Genomic DNA, 17,773 nt, shown 5'->3' with positions numbered 1-17,773 from the left:
TTTATAGAAACTCAGGCTAATCCTGGAAATAAGTTGCGTAAGCCATTCGCAATGAACTCTATGCCAAGCGCGCCCAATATCAAACCCATGATACGAGTAATGACGTTGATTCCAGTTTGACCTAAAAATCGTACGATCAATGGGGCAGAACGGAATAATAGCCATGAACAAAGGCAGAACAAACCAATCGTAATACTAATGCCCACGGTATCGAACATGCTTGGGTAGCGTGCACCATAAACAATAGTCGAACTGATTGCACCAGGACCTGCCATTAAAGGCATTGCAAGAGGGACCACACCAATCTGTTCACGACTGACGTATTCCGTTTTCTCTTGTTTGTTCTGCTTATCTTCCCCCAGTTTACCGCTCATCATCGAGAATGCGATGCTAAGTAATAGCAACCCGCCAGCGACACGAAACGAATCCAGAGAAATACTGAACATGTCTAACAGTAACTGACCAGCAAAAAGCGAAATGATCAGGATGACCGCAACAGCCACATTTGCTGTTGTTGCCGTATTGCGCTTTTCGTCTGGTGTCATATGCCCGGTTAGTGACACAAACACAGGCATGATACCAACAGGGTTTACTGCGGCGACCAAACCGAGAAAAAACTGCAAGAAGATAGCAAGTTCAAAAGTTTGCATGTTGCGTACTCATCAAAGTTCACATTAGTGAAAAGGAGAAGGGGTAATTTGGGCGTAATGTAAGGCAAAAGTTAGGTTGTAAGAAATGAAAAAAACTAACGCATTCCCTGCCATTTAAGTGAGAAAAACTAATTCTTTAATAAACTGTATCTAATCTGGAAAGGAAATGTTACGTATAAAGTTGCTGATAAATCGCACTGTTTTACATAAACGTTAACATTCGCACATTTTTGATAAAAACCAAGGTGGTTTGTAGAGAGATGTATTCGGTTCGATATACTCTCAGTAGCACAAAGAATTGGGCCTACATGTAATTTTGTTGGTCAAAAATGAAACTTTTTTACAGGTTGTTGTAGTTTCTTTTATTTATTTGTCCATTTGCTTCTTTTTTACTCAATAAAAAATGAGAGTTAATTTATTTGTTTATCAGTGATTTATGTCATTTTGGTGTGATGAGGCACCACTTTGGTAGTATTTAGGTGGTGAGAACTGATCCAAGTCAATTTTTTTCACACTCTGAAATATTATACTCAGTCCTGAAAGCAATTTACTAAGACGTTTGTTTTCTAAGTGACTGATAAACAGTAAAAACGATAAGTAATAGCCTTAGTAAAAAGTTTTTAATATTTGTTAATTTTAGGAGATTCCCTATGCCTGTAACTAATATGGCTGAACTAGATGCAATGGTTGCTCGCGTTAAGAAAGCGCAAGAAGAGTTCGCTACTTACTCTCAAGAGCAAGTAGATAAAATCTTTCGTGCAGCATCGCTTGCAGCTAACCAGGCCCGTATCCCGCTAGCTCAACAAGCGGTAGAAGAATCTGGTATGGGTATTGTTGAAGATAAAGTAATCAAGAACCACTTTGCTTCTGAGTTTATCTACAACAAATACAAAGACGAACAAACGTGTGGCATCTTAGAAGAGGATGACAACCTAGGTACTATGACTATCGCTGAGCCTGTAGGCATCATCTGCGGTATCGTACCAACGACTAACCCAACTTCTACAGCGATCTTCAAATCTCTAATCTCTTTGAAGACTCGTAACGGTATCATCTTCTCACCACACCCACGTGCGAAAAACTCAACTAACGATGCAGCTAAACTCGTTCTAGATGCAGCAGTAGCAGCAGGCGCACCAAAAGACATCATCGGTTGGATCGACCAGCCTTCTGTTGAGCTTTCAAACGCTCTAATGAAACACGATGACATCGCTCTTATCCTTGCAACTGGTGGTCCAGGCATGGTTAAAGCCGCTTACTCTTCTGGTAAGCCAGCAATCGGTGTAGGTGCAGGTAACGTTCCTGTTGTTATCGATGAAACAGCAGACATCAAACGTGCTGTTGCTTCTATCCTTATGTCTAAGACTTTCGACAACGGTGTAGTATGTGCTTCTGAGCAGGCTGCAATCGTAGTTGACGAAGTATACGACGAAGTGAAAGAGCGTTTTGCTTCTCACAAAGCGTATGTCCTAAGCAAAGCAGAAGCTGATAAAGTTCGTAAAGTTCTTCTTATCGATGGCGCGCTAAACGCGAAAATCGTAGGTCAGCCAGCAGCAGCAATCGCTGAAATGGCAGGCGTTAAAGTTCCAGCAGACACTAAAGTTCTTGTTGGTGAAGGTCTGGGTAAAGTATCTCACGATGACGCATTCGCTCACGAGAAACTATCTCCAACTCTAGGTCTATTCCGTGCTGACAACTTCGAAGACGCGGTTGCTCAAGCGGTAACTATGGTTGAGATTGGTGGTATCGGCCACACATCTGGTCTTTACACTAACCAAGATACTAACGCTGATCGTATCCGTTACTTCGGTGACAAGATGAAGACAGCTCGTATCCTAATCAACATCCCGACTACTCACGGTGGTATCGGTGACTTGTACAACTTCAACGTTGCGCCATCTCTAACGCTAGGTTGTGGTTCTTGGGGTGGTAACTCTATCTCTGAGAACGTAGGTCCTAAACACCTAATCAACAAGAAAACTGTAGCGAAGCGAGCTGAAAACATGTTGTGGCATAAACTACCTAAGTCAATCTACTTCCGTCGTGGTAGCCTTCCAATCGCGCTGGGCGACCTAGAAGGTAAGAAACGTGCATTCCTAGTAACTGACCGTTTCCTATTCAACAACGGTTACGCAGATGACGTAGTAAGCCTACTAAAAGCTCAAGGCATGGAAGTTCAAACATTCTTCGATGTTGAAGCTGACCCAACACTGTCTGTAGTAGAAAAAGGTGCGGCTCAAATGGCTAGCTACCAACCTGACGTTATCCTAGCGCTAGGCGGTGGTTCACCAATGGATGCAGCGAAAATCATGTGGGTAATGTACGAACACCCAGAAACTCACTTTGAAGAACTAGCAATGCGCTTTATGGACATCCGTAAACGTATCTACAAGTTCCCTAAAATGGGTAAAAAAGCTGAGCTTGTATGTATCACTACAACTTCAGGTACTGGCTCAGAAGTTACTCCATTCGCGGTTGTTACTGACGACAAGACTGGTGCGAAATACCCACTAGCTGACTACGAAATCACGCCAAACATGGCAATCGTTGATGCGAACCTAGTAATGAACATGCCTAAGTCTCTGACAGCATTTGGTGGTTACGATGCAGTAACTCACGCTCTAGAAGCTTACGTATCAGTTCTTGCTAACGAATACTCAGATGGCCAAGCTCTTCAAGCACTTAAGATGCTAAAAGAGTACCTACCATCAAGCTATGCGAACGGTGCAAATGACCCAATCGCTCGTGAGAAAGTACACAACGCAGCTACTATCGCTGGTGTTGCATTTGCGAACGCATTCCTAGGTGTTTGTCACTCAATGGCTCACAAACTGGGTGCTGAGTTCCACTTGCCACACGGCCTAGCTAACGCACTACTTATCTCTAACGTGGTACGTTACAACGCGAACGACAATCCAACTAAACAAACTGCGTTCTCTCAATACGACCGTCCACAAGCACGTCGTCGTTACGCTGAAGTTGCTGACCACCTAGGCCTAAGCCAAGAAGGTGACCGTACTGCTCAGAAGATTGAACGTCTACTAGCATGGTTGGATGAACTAAAAGTTAACCTAGACATCCCAATGTCTATCCAAGCGGCAGGTGTTGCTGAATCAGATTTCGTAGCGAAACTGGATGAGCTAGCGGTAGAAGCGTTCGATGACCAATGTACTGGTGCGAACCCACGTTACCCTCTAATCAGCGAACTTAAAGATGTGTTGATGGCTTCTTACTACGGTAAAGCATTTGTTGAAGGCGAAACTTTCGAAGGTACAACTGTTATCAAGAAGAAAGCAGACCAAGAAGCAGCAAAAGCAGCACCTAAAGCAAAGAAAGAAAAAGCTGACGCGTAATTAAAAAATCGAGTGAGCAAGGTTTTCGCTAGCACGGAACCTTAATCGGGAAAAGGTTAAAGCCCCAGTCAAATGACTGGGGCTTTTTTTATTTTGGTGCAGGAGTTACATCTGGCTTGGGAAAACAGAGTTGCTGTGTATGCTTACACTTCGGTCGCAACTACTCGGCCACTGAAGTATTCATTCGCGACGATGTATGCTGTGTTGCGGACTAGTTCGTCTTGGATCTCAGCCCAGTGTCTCTCGTTGAGCTCTTCTTTTGTATGATTTACCGAGGGAATAACGCCGCCCACTCGAATGTTGAATGGTGTGAGTTCTTTTGCCCAGCTGTGAGTAAAACCTGACACCAACGCCGCCATGCTTTCAACTCCCGTAAAGTCTTCATGGTTGTCATGAGAAATGACGTTAACAATGACGCCTTTCTTGTTTCTGGCTCGAAAGCGCTCTGCTCCTACTTGGCCGTAGGTATAAAGGAAGCGTGCCGCAGACGACAAGTGATCAATGTAAGTACTCATTGGTTCTGGCGCCATTAAGCCAGGCATAGGAGAGCTGGTCCAGCAATTAACAATCACATCTGGTGTCGCACGTAGCTGTGATTCTATCTGGTCAAACAATAAGTTAATGGACGTTGTGTTATCACTACACACATTCATCGCATACACTTTGTCAGTGAAAGCGCTGATTTGCTCATAGCTCGCTCTCAAAGCGCTAGAATTTTGGTCACAAAGAATCAACGTTGCTCCAAGGTGAGCAAAGTGATTTGCACAGGTTCTTCCTATAACCGAACCTGCAGACGTGACGAGAATAATTGATTCTTTGATATCCATAGCACCTTCACTGTATCCATATGTGAAAAACAATACACCAGTGGTTTGTGCTAATAGCATGGTTGAAATTCGTTGGGTTCAGTGTGAAAGGCTTCAAACTAACGCTTTCGAGTGAGGACTATTGTGCGGTAATTTGTAAGATGTCACATTTCTGACGTGTAGGTATTGCAAGCTATTGGATAAAAAGCGGATCTCTATGCTTTAGCTTGAATTTGATGCTGACGTTGAGCCGTCACTAGCTGATTATATAGCCCAGCATCTGGGATCAGTTGTTTGTTGCGTTCGCCCAATCTGCGTCGCTCATGACCAGATAGGTTGTGATAAACCTCCTCTGGTAGGTTGAATGTGTCTTCAGGCAGGTAAGTCAGCGCATCTGGTTTTAGGTAATGGCTCAGCTTTGCGGAAGGCAATCCTGCATCGTGAAACTGTTTCGCTTGTTCAGCTGCGAGTTCATAGCTGCTGCTATCAGAACGAAGAGCTTGAGGTTGCGATAAACCCAATTGTTGGCGAAGAATACTGTCACTGGTGATGACTTCCTGGACCTCTTCAACCGGGACTACATCGCGAACATCATTAGAGAACATAGACAGAATCAGCGAGAAATCCGCACGACGACCTTCGTGTACGGCATGGTTAATACCATTACCGAACTGAAGTTCGTTGATAATTGCAGCTTGGTCTAACGTATGAATTTGCATGATGTTCCTCGCTCGATGCTCTTTTAACGGCGTGGATAAGAAGAACTTTAGTAAAAGAGGGAATTATTTAAAGGTGCTAGGGAAGGCGAAACAAAAAAGCCCGCTAAATAGCGAGCTTTTGAATAAGACTAAATTGAACTTAGGGGGAAGTATATTACTTCGCTAGGTTCTCAGCTACGAAGTCCCAGTTTACTAGAGCCCAGAAGCCGTTCATGTAATCAGGACGTACGTTGCGGTAATCGATGTAGTACGCGTGTTCCCATAGGTCAACAGTTAGAAGTGGTGTTGTACCTTCTTCTGTTAGAGGAGTAGCAGCGTTAGAAGTGTTAACGATCTCTAGAGAACCGTCAGCTTTCTTAACAAGCCAAGTCCATGAAGAACCGAAGTTGTTGATTGCTGAATCAGTAAACTTCGCTTTGAATTCTTCAAAAGAACCGAATGCTGCGTTGATAGCGTCTGCAACTGCGCCAGTTGGCTCGCCGCCCGCATTTGGAGCAAGACAGTGCCAGTAGAACGTGTGGTTCCAGATTTGCGCTGCGTTGTTGAATACGCCACCAGTAGAAGTCTTGATGATCTCTTCTAGAGTTTTGCCTTCGAACTCAGTACCAGGGATAAGACCGTTAAGCTTAACAACGTAAGTGTTGTGGTGCTTACCGTGGTGGTAGTCTAGAGTCTCTGCTGAGATGTGTGGTTCTAGTGCGTCTTTCGCGTAAGGAAGAGCTGGTAGTTCAAATGCCATTACTCGATTCTCCATTGATTTGAAAGGATGACCTTTCGATTGCTTCCAGTGTTTTTTTATAGCTATGTCGCCTTTAAGGCTGACTTGCTAAGTATTTTAGCAAGTTTTTACTTTATTAAAACCCCGATATGAAAATATTTTAAGAGGTTAGCAGTGGTGAAGTGCTGCATTGCTCGCCAATGAGCAATCTAAAATTAAGCCTTATTAATTATATGGTTTTTATTCTGTCGTTATTGAGTAGAATGTGGCAAATAAATAAAGTTCAAACCCATGAATGAGGAAGCGATGGAAACTATCGACAAAATCAAACAGCAGATCTCTGAAAACTCAATCCTGCTGTACATGAAAGGATCACCGAAACTACCTAGCTGTGGTTTCTCTTCTCAAGCGTCACAGGCACTAATGGCATGTGGTGAGAAGTTCGCTTACGTAGACATTCTGCAAAACCCAGATATCCGTGCTGAGTTACCAAAGTACGCGCAATGGCCAACTTTCCCTCAACTATGGGTTGAAGGCGAGCTTATCGGCGGTTGTGACATTATTCTAGAAATGTTCCAAAAAGGTGAACTGCAGCCTCTAATCAAAGAAGCAGCAGCGCGCGCTGAAGATCAAGCTGAGTAATTCGTAAATACTCACGTTTAGCGATAGAATACGAAGGAGCCGTACTGGCTCCTTTTTCTTTTTAGGTTAGTGGAATGAACATAAAGCTTTACTACGTGCATGACCCAATGTGCAGTTGGTGTTGGGGTTACAAACCAACGCTGGATAAACTAAAACAGCAACTGCCAGGTGTGATTCAGTTTGAGTATGTGGTTGGTGGTCTTGCGCCAGATACTAATTTACCGATGCCGCCCGAGATGCAACAAAAACTCGAAGGTATTTGGAAGCAGATTGAGCGCCAGTTAGGCACTAAGTTTAACTACGATTTCTGGAAGCTTTGTACACCAGTAAGAAGCACTTACCAATCTTGTCGTGCGGTTATTGCAGCGGGCTTTCAAGATTCTTATGAGCAGATGCTAGAAGCGATTCAGCATGCGTATTACTTACGTGCGATGCCTCCTCATGAAGAAGCCACTCACTTGCAATTAGCGAGAGAAATTGGCTTGAATGTTCAGCAATTCAAGAATGACATGGATGGCTCTTTCTTAGAAGGTGTGTTCGAAGATCAATTGAGCCTTGCAAAGAGCCTAGGTGTGAACTCTTACCCTAGCTTGGTTCTAAAAATTAACGACGCTTATTTTCCGATTGCCGTCGATTACCTGTCGACAGAACCAACCTTGAAGCTGATTCGTGAGCGTATTATTGACAATATGCCAGCGCAATAACCACAGTTATGAATAACAAAAAGCCGCTCATTGAGCGGCTTTTTCGTAACTAATGTATATCCATCCAAACAATAGTATTAAAGCACCATTGCTGCAATCCAACCAAAGATGATTAGAGGGATATTGTAATGGATAAAGGTTGGAACGACTGTTTCCCAAATGTGCTCATGTTGACCGTCGGCATTTAGACCAGATGTAGGGCCTAATGTAGAGTCAGAAGCTGGAGAGCCTGCATCACCTAACGCCGCCGCAGTACCTACCAGTGCAATCGTTGCCATCGGCGAGAAGCCAAATGCTAGCGCAAGAGGCACATAGATAGTTGCAAGAATTGGAATCGTAGAGAACGATGAACCAATGCCCATTGTTACCAACAGACCAACGATCAGCATCAGTAGTGCAGCTAAAGGCTTATTGTCACCGATGCTGGTTGATAGCGATTGTACTAGTGTTTCAACACCGCCAGTTTGCTTCATTACTGCTGCAAAACCTGCCGCTGCAATCATGATGAAGCCAATCATTGCCATCATGTGTACACCTTTAGTGAACACGTCGTGCGTCTCTTTCCATGCAATAACGCCGCCGAAAGTAAACACCATAAAGCCAGCTAGAGCACCGATAATCATTGAACCCGTGTAAAGCTGAACACCCAATGCAGCGACAATACCAAGTGCCGCAACCAAGATGTGCTTTTTATTGATGACATGATCGGTTTCGTCAACGACAGTCAACTCAGTTTCTTTGTAGACACGCGGTTTACGATAGCTAACAAAGATAGCCAGTAATAGACCAAACAGCATACCTGCACCAGGCAGTAACATGGCGGTTGGGACTTGGCTTGCAACCACATTCTCCAAACCGTTGTCATGTAGGTTCTTTAACAGAATGTTGTTTAAGAAAATACCGCCGAAACCAACAGGCAAGATCATGTAAGGTGTGATCAAACCGAAGGTAAGAACACACGCGACCAAACGTCGATCGAGCTTAAGTTTCGCAAATACGCCCAAAAGAGGTGGAATCAAAATTGGAATAAAGGCGATATGGACCGGAATTACGTTCTGAGATGACATAGTGACAAGAACGAGCGCGACTAACACCGCGTACTTTAACCCGGTAGTTGACGCCGAGTTTTCTTTACCATTTAAGCGCTTGATAACACTTTTGGCCAGTAGATCCGTGATGCCTGATTTCGAGATGGCAACAGCGAAAGTACCTAACATGGCGTAGCTTAGCGCAATAGTTGCACCGCCACCTAGACCACTTTCAAATGCGGCAACCGTATCCCCAAGGCTCATGCCTGCGACTAGGCCGCCTACGATGGCACTAAACGTGAGGGCAACCACCACGTTTACGCGCATCAATGCTAACACGAGCATGACGCACACTGATATAACGACAGGATTCATACTTTTCCTAATATGTTGTGTTTACTTATTATTCTTCGTCGACAAGCGGCCAACCGCCGAGGGCCTTCCATTTGTTGACAATACCGCAGAATAATTCTGCTGTTTTTTGTGTATCGTAAAGCGCAGAGTGTGCTTCACGGTTATCAAATTCCATCCCGGCTGTTTTGCATGCTTTAGCGAGAACTGTTTGGCCATAAGCAAGGCCACTTAATGTAGCCGTATCAAAAGTAGCAAAGGGATGAAAAGGGACTCTTTTTAGTTTACAGCGTTCATTTGCTGCATTTACAAAACCCAAGTCGAATGCTGCGTTATGAGCAACCATAATTGCACGTGAGCAATCTGCGGCTTTTTGTTCTTTGCGAATAAGCTTATAAATTTCCTTTAGCGCCTCTTGCTCAGAAACAGCACCACGAAGAGGGCTGAAAGGGTCACGAATACCATTGAATTCAAGCGCTTCTTTTTCTAAGTTAGCGCCTTCAAATGGTTCCACATGAAAATGAATGGTGGAGGCCGGATGCAACACGCCATGTTCGTCCATTTTCAACGTAACGGCACAGATTTCTAAAAGTGCATCAGTTTGAGCATTGAAACCAGCGGTCTCAACGTCTACTACCACAGGGAAATAACCACGAAAGCGTTTTTTCAAGGTTAGAGCTTCATTTTCTAGTGTCATGTTGGCTTATTTTTGTGTGACGAAGGCTGCATTATTGCAGATTATACCGATGAGAAAAACCGCAATTTAAGAGAAAACCGGAATTCTATTTTGCATCCAATCAATAAGTTTGTATTGCATATTATGTAGACGTTTATTCGCCATACTTTGCATCATGTAAACCGATAAAACATGAGGAAGTAAAACGCTAAGTGGCGGTTAAGGTGATTGTAACACGGTGGCTCACATTAATGGCAGTGTGACAGGTAATCCTATATTGGCGAGATTTTTGCATGCCGGTTGAAGTGGTTTTATTGATGCAAATTGACGGCAACAGACTGCCGTTTAAGAGACAGTATTAGATGAAGAAATGGCTGATTACCAGTGGTGTTGTATTTTCGTTGTTTAGCACAAGCAGCTTCGCTTTGATGGGCAAACGTTATGCTGCGACTCCACAGCAATCTCAATGGGAAATGGTGGTCAATACACCATTAGAATGTCAGCTTGTACACCCCATTCCAAGCTTTGGAGATGCGGTATTTTCATCTCGTGCGAATAAAAAAATCAATTTAGACTTTGAGTTAAAAATGCGTCGCCCGATGGGAGAAACACGTAACGTCAGTCTCATTTCTATGCCGCCACCTTGGCGACCAGGTGAACACGCCGATCGAATTACAAACCTAAAGTTTTTTAAACAGTTTGATGGTTATGTCGGAGGGCAAACAGCATGGGGCATTTTGTCTGAGCTGGAAAAAGGCCGTTATCCGACTTTTAGCTACCAAGATTGGCAGAGCCGAGATCAGAGAATTGAAGTCGCATTGTCATCAGTACTATTTCAAAACAAGTACAACGCGTTTAGCGACTGTATTTCCAACTTATTGAAATACAGTTTCGAGGACATTGCTTTTACGATTTTGCACTACGAAAGACAAGGTGATCAGTTAACCAAGGCTTCTAAAAAGCGTTTATCACAAATTGCAGATTATATCCGACATAATCAAGATATCGATCTCGTGCTGGTGGCGACGTACACAGATTCAACCGATGGTAAAAGTGCGAGTCAAAGTTTATCAGAGCGACGTGCAGAGTCACTTCGTGATTACTTTCAGTCTCTAGGGCTACCGGAAGATCGAATTCAAGTGCAAGGGTACGGCAAGCGTCGTCCTATTGCAGATAACGGTTCGCCAATAGGAAAAGACAAAAACCGCCGAGTCGTGATATCTCTAGGGCGAACCCAAGTGTGATGCTTATAAAAACGCCGAAGCTGAAAGCTTCGGCGTTTTTGATTTACTGACGTTGTTAATAATATTTTAGTGGTATTTTGCCAAGCACCTTTCGGTGATTCCTACTGTATAATTTGAATGTTAGTTTAAGCGGAATTTGGCAATGACTTCGCAATTGGTTGCGGTATCTATTTTTTCAACCTGTTTGGCAATAGCCGGATTAGGGTGACGCTTCATAAAGTCTATCAACGCCTTAGTACAGCATCCTATCGAGTCGATAAAGCTTGCACACTCTTTATTTGGGCATTGTGGGATAAGTGTTAAGACTTTCTCAGAGGCCAGTTGAAGGTATTTGAGTTCATAGTCAGTATCTCCAGCCCAACGCCAGAACTGAGCTAAGTTATGACAAGAAATCACAGAAATTAATAATCGCTCGTCCGCCTCAATTTCCACACATTCGCTGATATCTTCACTCAGGCTTAGGGCTTGCTGGTAATGAAGAATGCTGCGAACAGGGTCATCTAGTTGAAGTGCCGTATCGGCTAGAAGTGTGTGTTTTTCCCATTCACTGATCATTATCGTAATCCCGCATATCGAAGTTGCGGATAAATCTAAACGATAACTATTATCAAGTAAAGGGTTTTGTTTATAAAAGGACAGGCAGATCGCAGACCTGCCTGTAATCGGAGTTCAACTTGCAGTACAAGTGATTATTAGAAGTGCCGCTTAGCCTTCAAGACCTGATGAAGCTTGCTTGTTTTGAATAAGCTCAATCATATAACCATCTGGGTCTTTTACGAATGCAATGTGCGTGCTTCCGCCTTTTACTGGACCTGGCTCACGCGTCACATTACCGCCCGCCGCTTTGATAGCGTCGCAAGTTGTGTAGATATCATCAACACCAATGGCGATATGACCAAAAGCAGTACCTAGGTCATACTCAGTTTTACCCCAGTTGTAAGTCAGTTCGATCACTGCACCTTGGGATTCGTCACCATAACCAAGAAACGCTAGCGTGTATTCGTACTCTTTATTTTCGTTAGTACGAAGCAGCTGCATGCCCATAACTTCAGTGTAAAACTTGATGGATTTGTCTAGATCACCTACGCGAAGCATAGTGTGGAGAATTCGACCGTTTGACATTTTTTGCTCCTAGCTTTGATTTACAAATAGCATTAGCTATCTGGGTATACTTTCTCTTTATATTCGCACAAATCTTCGATAATACAGCTACCGCAGCGAGGCTTTCTTGCTACGCACGTATAACGACCATGAAGAATGAGCCAGTGGTGCACATCGAGTTTGAACTCTTTTGGCACAACTTTTAATAGCTTCTGCTCGACATCATCAACCGTTTTTCCCATCGCAAATTTAGTGCGATTCGACACGCGATAAATGTGCGTATCGACGGCAATAGTTGGCCAACCAAAAGCGGTGTTGAGCACGACGTTTGCGGTCTTGCGACCTACGCCTGGTAGCGCTTCTAACGCGGCACGATCTTCAGGAACTTCACCATTGTGTTTTTCCAACAAGATCTTACAAGTCTTGATTGTGTTTTCTGCCTTTGAGTTAAACAAACCGATGGTCTTTATGTATTCTTTTAAGCCATCGACTCCCAAATCAAGAATGCTTTGAGGTGTATTCGCTACAGGGAAAAGCTTGTCGGTGGCTTTATTGACGCTTACATCGGTTGCTTGAGCTGATAGTAATACAGCGATTAGCAGCTCAAAAGGGGAGCTCCAGTTAAGCTCAGTTTGAGGATTCGGATTGTTTTCTCGTAATCGCTCAAGAATCTCGATTCTTTTTATTTTGTTCATTGCTGACTTCCAATACCGTCTCTGCGGTTTATGAAAAAGGCTCCTATGACAGAGCCTTATCTTGTTATGCGTTAGTGACGCGAGCACGTTCTATGGTTGGTTTTTCTTCTTTTGGTTGACGTGCCTGAATTGAATTATCTATGACATTTTTGAGCGCTATCAACAGCCCAACACCGATAAATGCACCAGGTGGGAGAAGCGCTAACAGGAAGCTATTGTCAAATTGGAAAACTTGAATCCGTAGAGCTGAAGCCCAGTCTCCTAGGAGAAGGTCTGCTCCGTCGAATAGTGTGCCATTACCAATCAATTCGCGCATGGCACCTAAAACAACCAAGACGCTCGTCATACCAAGGCCCATCCACAAACCATCTAGCGCAGCGGGTGCAACATCATTTTTTGACGCGTAAGCTTCTGCTCGGCCAATAATAATGCAGTTCGTTACAATCAGAGGAATAAAGATACCTAGAGACAGGTACAAACCGTACGCATAGGCATTCATTAACAACTGAACGCAGGTAACGAGTGAGGCAATGATCATAACGAATACAGGTATACGGATCTCTTTTGGCACATAGTTACGAATAAGAGAAACTGTTACGTTGGATCCAACTAGCACGAGTAAGGTTGCAATACCAAGACCTAATGCATTGGTTATCGTGGAAGAAACCGCTAGCAGTGGACATAAGCCCAGCAGTTGTACGAGAGCGGGGTTGTTACTCCACATACCGTTTTTCATCAGTAATTTATTCTCATTCATTACTGCTCTCCTTCACAGCCTAACGGCTGGTTAAGAATGTCTTCACGAGATTGGTTTACGTAGTTAACGGTATTTCGCACCACTTTTACGACGGCTCTTGGCGTGATCGTTGCACCAGTAAATTGATCGAAATCGCCGCCATCTTTACGAACTTTCCACGAATTCCAATTGTTTTCCGTGACTTGTTTTCCTGTAAAGCTCAGGATCCAGTCGGTGACACGAAGATCGATTTTATCGCCCAGACCAGGGGTTTCTTGGTGGTTTAGGACGCGTGTCCCCAAAATATTGCCCTGATTATCAATCCCAGTAATCACTTTTATCTCACCATTGTAGCCATCTGGCGCGATAGATTCTATTGCGATTGCTGTTGGTTCACCATTCTTCGTGGCGAGGTAGGCTGGCATCGCACGTAATGTCCCCAGATCTGGAGACGTGACCATTGTACAAGCTTGCGTGAGTGCGTTGTCATGCATGTTTTCTGGAATGACTTGATTCAAAACAGAAAGTAATTGTTTTTGCTCTTGTACCTTGATTTGGTCTTTTGTTAGGTACTGAGTAAGGGCGACTAATCCGGTTGTTGCACATGCAAATATCGCGAGTGTCAGACCATTTTTTCTAATAGCGGTTAACATGTTTACCTCAGTGACCGTAAGTTCTAGGTTTGGTGTAGTAATCGATCAGTGGCACACACATATTTGCAAGCAACACTGCAAATGCAACACCATCTGGGAAACCGCCCCAACTGCGAATGATAAAAACCAAAGCACCAATAAGCGCACCGAAGATTAAACGTCCTTTGACGGTGGTAGACGCCGAAACGGGATCGGTTGCAATAAAGAATGCGCCAAGCATGGTTGCACCAGATAACAAGTGTAAAATTGGCGACGCAGTTTCCCCTGGCGTCAGCAACGTGAACACTAGGCTAAACAGAGTCAGACTCGCAAGGAAACCTGCTGGAATATACCATTGGATGATACGCTTTTTGATCATGACTATGCCGCCAAGAAGGTAAGCAAGGTTTACCCATTGCCAACCAATACCACCTAAGCCATCAAATATCGGCTGCGACATTACTTCGCTTGGAGTGGCACCTGTAAGAATGCCAGTCTTAAATGCATCAAGTGGTGTCGCCATTGTCACACCGTCAACACCTGAGCGAACTTGCTGAAGTGATAAGCCGTCGTAATCATAGCCCGTAAAAATTAAAGAGAGTGTATCTGCAAAATTTACATGATCAGGTATGAGTGATGTCGGTGCACTCCAACTCGTCATTTGTACTGGGAAAGAGATCAACAAGACCACATAAGCGACCATTGCAGGGTTGAATAAGTTTTGTCCAAGGCCACCATAGAGGTGTTTAGCGATTACTATCGCAAAAATAAGCCCGATCACCATAATCCACCACGGAGACCATGGTGGTATAGCAACGGCTAACAACCAAGCGGTAACTATTGCACTGTTATCACGTAGCGCTCTCATTGGTGAGCGTTTACGACAGATCATGACTAAGGCTTCAAGGGATACAGCGACTGCAATGGCAAAAATCAGCTGAATCAGCGTACCCCAGCCAAAGAAGTAGGTTTGAGCTACTAAACCTGGAAGTGCGCAAAGTGCCACCCATTTCATTAAGTCTGGCGTATTACGACGACTGTGGGTATGCGGTGAACTGGCAATAAAAAACGACACTACTCGTTCTCCTCAGTATTATTTTTATTAGCTTCTTGTTGCGCTTTGCGTGCCTTCGCGCGCGCAATTGCTGCGGCAACCGCGGCTTTCTTCGGATCCACTTCTGGTTCTTCAGAAGTTGCGTCTTCAACAGGCTCAGTTTGCGTTTCTTGCTTCGCTTTACGTGCTTTGGCACGTGCAATGGCAGCTGCCACGGCGGCTTTTTTCGGATCTTCGGTTTGCTCGGCAGGTGCTTCAGCTTCTTCCGCTTCAGCTGAGTCTGCTTGCTTCGCTTTACGAGCCTTCGCGCGCGCAATTGCTGCGGCAACCGCGGCTTTTTTCGGATCCACTTCTGGTTCTTCAGAAGTTGCGTCTTCAACAGGCTCAGTTTGCGTTTCTTGCTTCGCTTTACGTGCTTTGGCACGTGCAATCGCAGCAGCCACGGCGGCTTTTTTCGGATCGTCGGTTTGCTCAGTAGGTGCTTCAGCTTCTTCCGCTTCAGTTGAGTCTGCTTGCTTCGCTTTACGTGCTTTGGCACGTGCAATCGCAGCAGCCACGGCGGCTTTTTTCGGATCTTCGGTTTGCTCGGCAGGTGCGTCAGCTTCTTCCACTTCAGTTGAGTCTGCTTGCTTCGCTTTTCGCGCTTTGGCACGTGCAATCGCAGCAGCCACGGCGGCTTTTTTCGGATCGTCGGTTTGCTCAGCAGGTGCGTCAGCTTCTTCCGCTTCAGTTGAGTCTGCTTGCTTCGCTTTACGTGCTTTGGCACGTGCAATGGCAGCAGCAACCGCGGCTTTCTTCGGATCGCTGTCTTGCTGTGCAGACGTTTCCGATTCTACAGATTCAGTTGAATCTTCTTGTTGTGCTTTTTTCGCTTTAGCTCGGGCGATGGCGGCCGCAACTGCCGACTTTTTATCATCAGCGTTATTGTCTGGCGTTTCGCCTTGTTCTTTTTGCGCTTTCCGTTCGCGAGCAAGACGTTTGCGCTCTTCGCGCAGTTTTGCCATTTCTGAGTTATCAGGTTCACTAGAGCCTGCTTTAGCTGCTGCCGCTTGTTTCGCCTTCGCTTTGGCAATGGCTGCCGCTACGGCTGGTTTTACTGCTGGCTCTGTTTTTTCTGTGGTTTCTGTCTTTTGAGCTTTCACTCGTGCGATTGCTGCTGCTATCGCATCATCGCCGCCAGAAGACTTCATCTCTTTACGGCGCTGATCGGCAGCTTTCTTGAAGCGATTTTCACGTTCTGCTTTTTCGCGTTCCATACGCGCTTTTTTCTCTTCAAAACGCAGTTTTGCTCGCTCTGCAGCTTCCGCTTCTTGTGTTCTAGTTCTAATTTCTGCTTTCGCTTGGCGGTAGTACTGTACGAGCGGAATTTCACTTGGACATACAAACGCACAAGCGCCGCACTCGATACAATCCTTTAAGTTTAATTCTTCGAGTTTGTCATACTCTTCAGCTTTTGCATGCCATTGCAGTTGTTGAGGCAGCAGCGAAGCAGGGCACGCTTCTGCACATTGGCTACAGCGAATACATTCCATCTCATACTGGTGCGGAGAGATCTCACGACGAGTCGGAGCAAGGATACAGTTTGCTGTCTTGGTAATCGGCACTTGGGAGTGAGGAAGGGTAAAGCCCATCATTGGCCCACCCATAATTAAACGCTGTAACTTCTTATCTGCTTTATAGCCAAACTCATCCAACAGTGCTTGTACTGGTGTCCCTAACAATGCCCAAACGTTGCGTGGTTGTTTGAAGGTTTTACCAGTGAGAGTCACGATGCGCTTTATCATCGGTTCACCGTCGATGACTGCGCGTTTTATAGCGTAAAGAGAACCAACATTCTGAACCAAAATACCAATATCGGCTGGAATCGCGCCACTTGGTACTTCTTTATTGGTTAAAATTTTGATCAGCTGTTTTTCACCGCCAGAAGGGTATTTAGTCGGGATAACGCGAATAACGATATCTTTGTTTATAGCCGCAGCTTCTAGCGCTTTGATTGCTTCTGGCTTGTTGTCTTCAATGCCAATAATCGTGAGCTTTGGTGTCAGGATATGTTCGACAATTTCGATACCTTGAATAAGCTCTTCGGCATGTTCTTGCATGAGCTTGTCATCAGACGTGATGTATGGCTCGCACTCTGCTGCATTAACGATAAGAATCTCGGTACGAGCAAAACCTGATTGGATTTTTTTTGCAGTAGGGAAGCCTGCGCCACCCATACCAGAAATACCAGCGAGACGAATAATATCAATCAGTGCGTCAGGGGTTTCTTGTTGGTAATCTGCGACGGGGTTTCTTTCACACCATGCATCTTTCCCATCAGGCGTGATGACTGCGCACAACTCACTTAACCCAGAAGGGTGCGCGACAGTTCGTGGCTCAATCGCGGTGAGCGTACCTGATGTTGGAGCATGCACTGGAACCGTAAAGCCGGTCTCCGATTGCGTTAATGGCTGACCTTTTAATACGTAGTCACCTTCGGCAACCAGTAGGTTACCCGCTTTACCAATGTGCTGTTTTAGCGGCAATACAATTTCTGACGGGATAGCCGCATGAGCGAGTTCAGTTTTGTTGGACTGCTTTTTATTTTCTGCCGGATGCACACCACCTGGGAAATCCCAAAGCGCGCCTGTACGAATTTGTTCAATCAAAGACAACATGTGAAAC

The 17,773-nt window shown here is 44.8% G+C and carries 17 protein-coding genes; 4 read left to right on the top strand and 13 right to left on the bottom strand.

All coding sequences use genetic code 11. The features are described 5' to 3' along the window. Nucleotides 1-11: 11 nt before the first annotated feature. A complete protein-coding gene (locus tag R7E78_RS00605) occupies nucleotides 12-650 on the bottom strand; it encodes a YchE family NAAT transporter (RefSeq protein WP_104975506.1) in 639 nt (212 codons plus the stop codon). Between the two features lie 650 nt (nucleotides 651-1,300). On the opposite strand from R7E78_RS00605, the gene adhE reads away from it, so the two are divergent. After that, the gene (gene adhE / locus R7E78_RS00600; RefSeq protein ID WP_005380731.1) at nucleotides 1,301-4,003 is read left to right on the top strand and encodes a bifunctional acetaldehyde-CoA/alcohol dehydrogenase; all 2,703 of its coding nucleotides are present in this window, start codon (nucleotides 1,301-1,303) and stop codon (nucleotides 4,001-4,003) included. Between the two features lie 143 nt (nucleotides 4,004-4,146). On the opposite strand, the gene R7E78_RS00595 is transcribed toward adhE, so the two are convergent. The 3 genes from R7E78_RS00595 to sodB all read right to left on the bottom strand — a co-directional run bounded on the left by R7E78_RS00595 (nucleotide 4,147) and on the right by sodB (nucleotide 6,267). Beyond that, nucleotides 4,147-4,890, bottom strand: a complete 744-nt coding sequence (locus R7E78_RS00595) for an SDR family oxidoreductase (RefSeq protein ID WP_005380732.1) — start codon at nucleotides 4,888-4,890, stop codon at nucleotides 4,147-4,149. 134 nt (nucleotides 4,891-5,024) lie between these two features. Continuing rightward, complete coding sequence (locus tag R7E78_RS00590; protein WP_206959637.1) at nucleotides 5,025-5,528, bottom strand: VC2046/SO_2500 family protein; 504 nt, start codon at nucleotides 5,526-5,528, stop codon at nucleotides 5,025-5,027. 154 nt (nucleotides 5,529-5,682) lie between these two features. Then, nucleotides 5,683-6,267 carry a superoxide dismutase [Fe] gene (gene sodB, locus R7E78_RS00585; protein WP_005396533.1) on the bottom strand — a complete coding sequence of 195 codons (585 nt, stop codon included), beginning with the start codon at nucleotides 6,265-6,267 and terminating at the stop codon, nucleotides 5,683-5,685. Between the two features lie 285 nt (nucleotides 6,268-6,552). On the opposite strand from sodB, the gene R7E78_RS00580 reads away from it, so the two are divergent. Continuing rightward, nucleotides 6,553-6,888 carry a Grx4 family monothiol glutaredoxin gene (locus R7E78_RS00580; protein ID WP_017635833.1) on the top strand — a complete coding sequence of 112 codons (336 nt, stop codon included), beginning with the start codon at nucleotides 6,553-6,555 and terminating at the stop codon, nucleotides 6,886-6,888. Nucleotides 6,889-6,962: 74 nt separating this feature from the next. Next, nucleotides 6,963-7,592 carry a DsbA family protein gene (locus R7E78_RS00575; RefSeq protein WP_017635834.1) on the top strand — a complete coding sequence of 210 codons (630 nt, stop codon included), beginning with the start codon at nucleotides 6,963-6,965 and terminating at the stop codon, nucleotides 7,590-7,592. A 77-nt stretch (nucleotides 7,593-7,669) separates the two neighbouring features. Here the strand turns inward: R7E78_RS00575 and R7E78_RS00570 are convergent, their stop codons facing one another. Further along, on the bottom strand, nucleotides 7,670-8,995 hold the full coding sequence (locus tag R7E78_RS00570; RefSeq protein ID WP_017821192.1) for a Na+/H+ antiporter family protein: 1,326 nt from the start codon (nucleotides 8,993-8,995) through the stop codon (nucleotides 7,670-7,672). Between the two features lie 28 nt (nucleotides 8,996-9,023). Continuing rightward, nucleotides 9,024-9,668, bottom strand: coding sequence for a ribonuclease T (gene rnt / locus R7E78_RS00565; protein ID WP_005384888.1), 645 nt, complete (start codon nucleotides 9,666-9,668; stop codon nucleotides 9,024-9,026). Between the two features lie 341 nt (nucleotides 9,669-10,009). Between rnt and motY the strand changes: the two genes are divergently transcribed. Beyond that, nucleotides 10,010-10,891 carry a flagellar protein MotY gene (gene motY / locus R7E78_RS00560; RefSeq protein WP_005384887.1) on the top strand — a complete coding sequence of 294 codons (882 nt, stop codon included), beginning with the start codon at nucleotides 10,010-10,012 and terminating at the stop codon, nucleotides 10,889-10,891. A gap of 120 nt (nucleotides 10,892-11,011) precedes the next feature. On the opposite strand, the gene R7E78_RS00555 is transcribed toward motY, so the two are convergent. The 7 genes from R7E78_RS00555 to rsxC all read right to left on the bottom strand — a co-directional run bounded on the left by R7E78_RS00555 (nucleotide 11,012) and on the right by rsxC (nucleotide 17,766). Further along, nucleotides 11,012-11,446, bottom strand: a complete 435-nt coding sequence (locus tag R7E78_RS00555; protein ID WP_005384886.1) for a DUF2753 domain-containing protein — start codon at nucleotides 11,444-11,446, stop codon at nucleotides 11,012-11,014. A gap of 150 nt (nucleotides 11,447-11,596) precedes the next feature. Then, nucleotides 11,597-12,013, bottom strand: a complete 417-nt coding sequence (gene gloA / locus R7E78_RS00550) for a lactoylglutathione lyase (protein WP_017635317.1) — start codon at nucleotides 12,011-12,013, stop codon at nucleotides 11,597-11,599. Between the two features lie 32 nt (nucleotides 12,014-12,045). Then, nucleotides 12,046-12,687 (bottom strand): endonuclease III, encoded by a 642-nt coding sequence (gene nth, locus R7E78_RS00545; protein ID WP_005380743.1) that lies wholly within the window; start codon nucleotides 12,685-12,687, stop codon nucleotides 12,046-12,048. A 64-nt stretch (nucleotides 12,688-12,751) separates the two neighbouring features. After that, nucleotides 12,752-13,444: an electron transport complex subunit E gene (locus tag R7E78_RS00540; protein WP_005380745.1), complete on the bottom strand. Its 693-nt coding sequence runs from the start codon at nucleotides 13,442-13,444 to the stop codon at nucleotides 12,752-12,754. Then, nucleotides 13,444-14,076: an electron transport complex subunit RsxG gene (gene rsxG / locus R7E78_RS00535; RefSeq protein WP_047103464.1), complete on the bottom strand. Its 633-nt coding sequence runs from the start codon at nucleotides 14,074-14,076 to the stop codon at nucleotides 13,444-13,446. The genes R7E78_RS00540 and rsxG overlap by 1 nt, the downstream gene beginning before the upstream one ends. 7 nt (nucleotides 14,077-14,083) lie before the next feature. Next, the gene (gene rsxD / locus R7E78_RS00530) at nucleotides 14,084-15,130 is read right to left on the bottom strand and encodes an electron transport complex subunit RsxD (RefSeq protein WP_033907336.1); all 1,047 of its coding nucleotides are present in this window, start codon (nucleotides 15,128-15,130) and stop codon (nucleotides 14,084-14,086) included. Further along, entirely contained in the window at nucleotides 15,130-17,766 is a 2,637-nt protein-coding gene (gene rsxC / locus R7E78_RS00525) for an electron transport complex subunit RsxC (RefSeq protein ID WP_258484668.1), read from the bottom strand. The genes rsxD and rsxC overlap by 1 nt, the downstream gene beginning before the upstream one ends. Nucleotides 17,767-17,773: the final 7 nt, after the last annotated feature.

It is taken from the genome of Vibrio sp. YT-19(2023) (assembly GCF_033337395.1).
This window is presented reverse-complemented; position numbering and strand designations above follow the sequence as displayed.

What these genes read in the sequence shown, in the direction of transcription:
- gloA (WP_017635317.1), bottom strand. Translation starts at nt 12,013, where the DNA reads ATGTCAAACGGTCGAATTCTCCACACTATGCTTCGCGTAGGTGATCTA.
- rsxG (WP_047103464.1), bottom strand. Translation starts at nt 14,076, where the DNA reads ATGTTAACCGCTATTAGAAAAAATGGTCTGACACTCGCGATATTTGCA.
- R7E78_RS00590 (WP_206959637.1), bottom strand. Translation starts at nt 5,528, where the DNA reads ATGCAAATTCATACGTTAGACCAAGCTGCAATTATCAACGAACTTCAG.
- adhE (WP_005380731.1), top strand. Translation starts at nt 1,301, where the DNA reads ATGCCTGTAACTAATATGGCTGAACTAGATGCAATGGTTGCTCGCGTT.
- R7E78_RS00580 (WP_017635833.1), top strand. Translation starts at nt 6,553, where the DNA reads ATGGAAACTATCGACAAAATCAAACAGCAGATCTCTGAAAACTCAATC.
- rnt (WP_005384888.1), bottom strand. Translation starts at nt 9,668, where the DNA reads ATGACACTAGAAAATGAAGCTCTAACCTTGAAAAAACGCTTTCGTGGT.
- rsxC (WP_258484668.1), bottom strand. Translation starts at nt 17,766, where the DNA reads ATGTTGTCTTTGATTGAACAAATTCGTACAGGCGCGCTTTGGGATTTC.
- R7E78_RS00605 (WP_104975506.1), bottom strand. Translation starts at nt 650, where the DNA reads ATGCAAACTTTTGAACTTGCTATCTTCTTGCAGTTTTTTCTCGGTTTG.
- R7E78_RS00595 (WP_005380732.1), bottom strand. Translation starts at nt 4,890, where the DNA reads ATGCTATTAGCACAAACCACTGGTGTATTGTTTTTCACATATGGATAC.
- R7E78_RS00540 (WP_005380745.1), bottom strand. Translation starts at nt 13,444, where the DNA reads ATGAATGAGAATAAATTACTGATGAAAAACGGTATGTGGAGTAACAAC.
- R7E78_RS00570 (WP_017821192.1), bottom strand. Translation starts at nt 8,995, where the DNA reads ATGAATCCTGTCGTTATATCAGTGTGCGTCATGCTCGTGTTAGCATTG.
- nth (WP_005380743.1), bottom strand. Translation starts at nt 12,687, where the DNA reads ATGAACAAAATAAAAAGAATCGAGATTCTTGAGCGATTACGAGAAAAC.
- R7E78_RS00575 (WP_017635834.1), top strand. Translation starts at nt 6,963, where the DNA reads ATGAACATAAAGCTTTACTACGTGCATGACCCAATGTGCAGTTGGTGT.
- R7E78_RS00555 (WP_005384886.1), bottom strand. Translation starts at nt 11,446, where the DNA reads ATGATCAGTGAATGGGAAAAACACACACTTCTAGCCGATACGGCACTT.
- motY (WP_005384887.1), top strand. Translation starts at nt 10,010, where the DNA reads ATGAAGAAATGGCTGATTACCAGTGGTGTTGTATTTTCGTTGTTTAGC.
- sodB (WP_005396533.1), bottom strand. Translation starts at nt 6,267, where the DNA reads ATGGCATTTGAACTACCAGCTCTTCCTTACGCGAAAGACGCACTAGAA.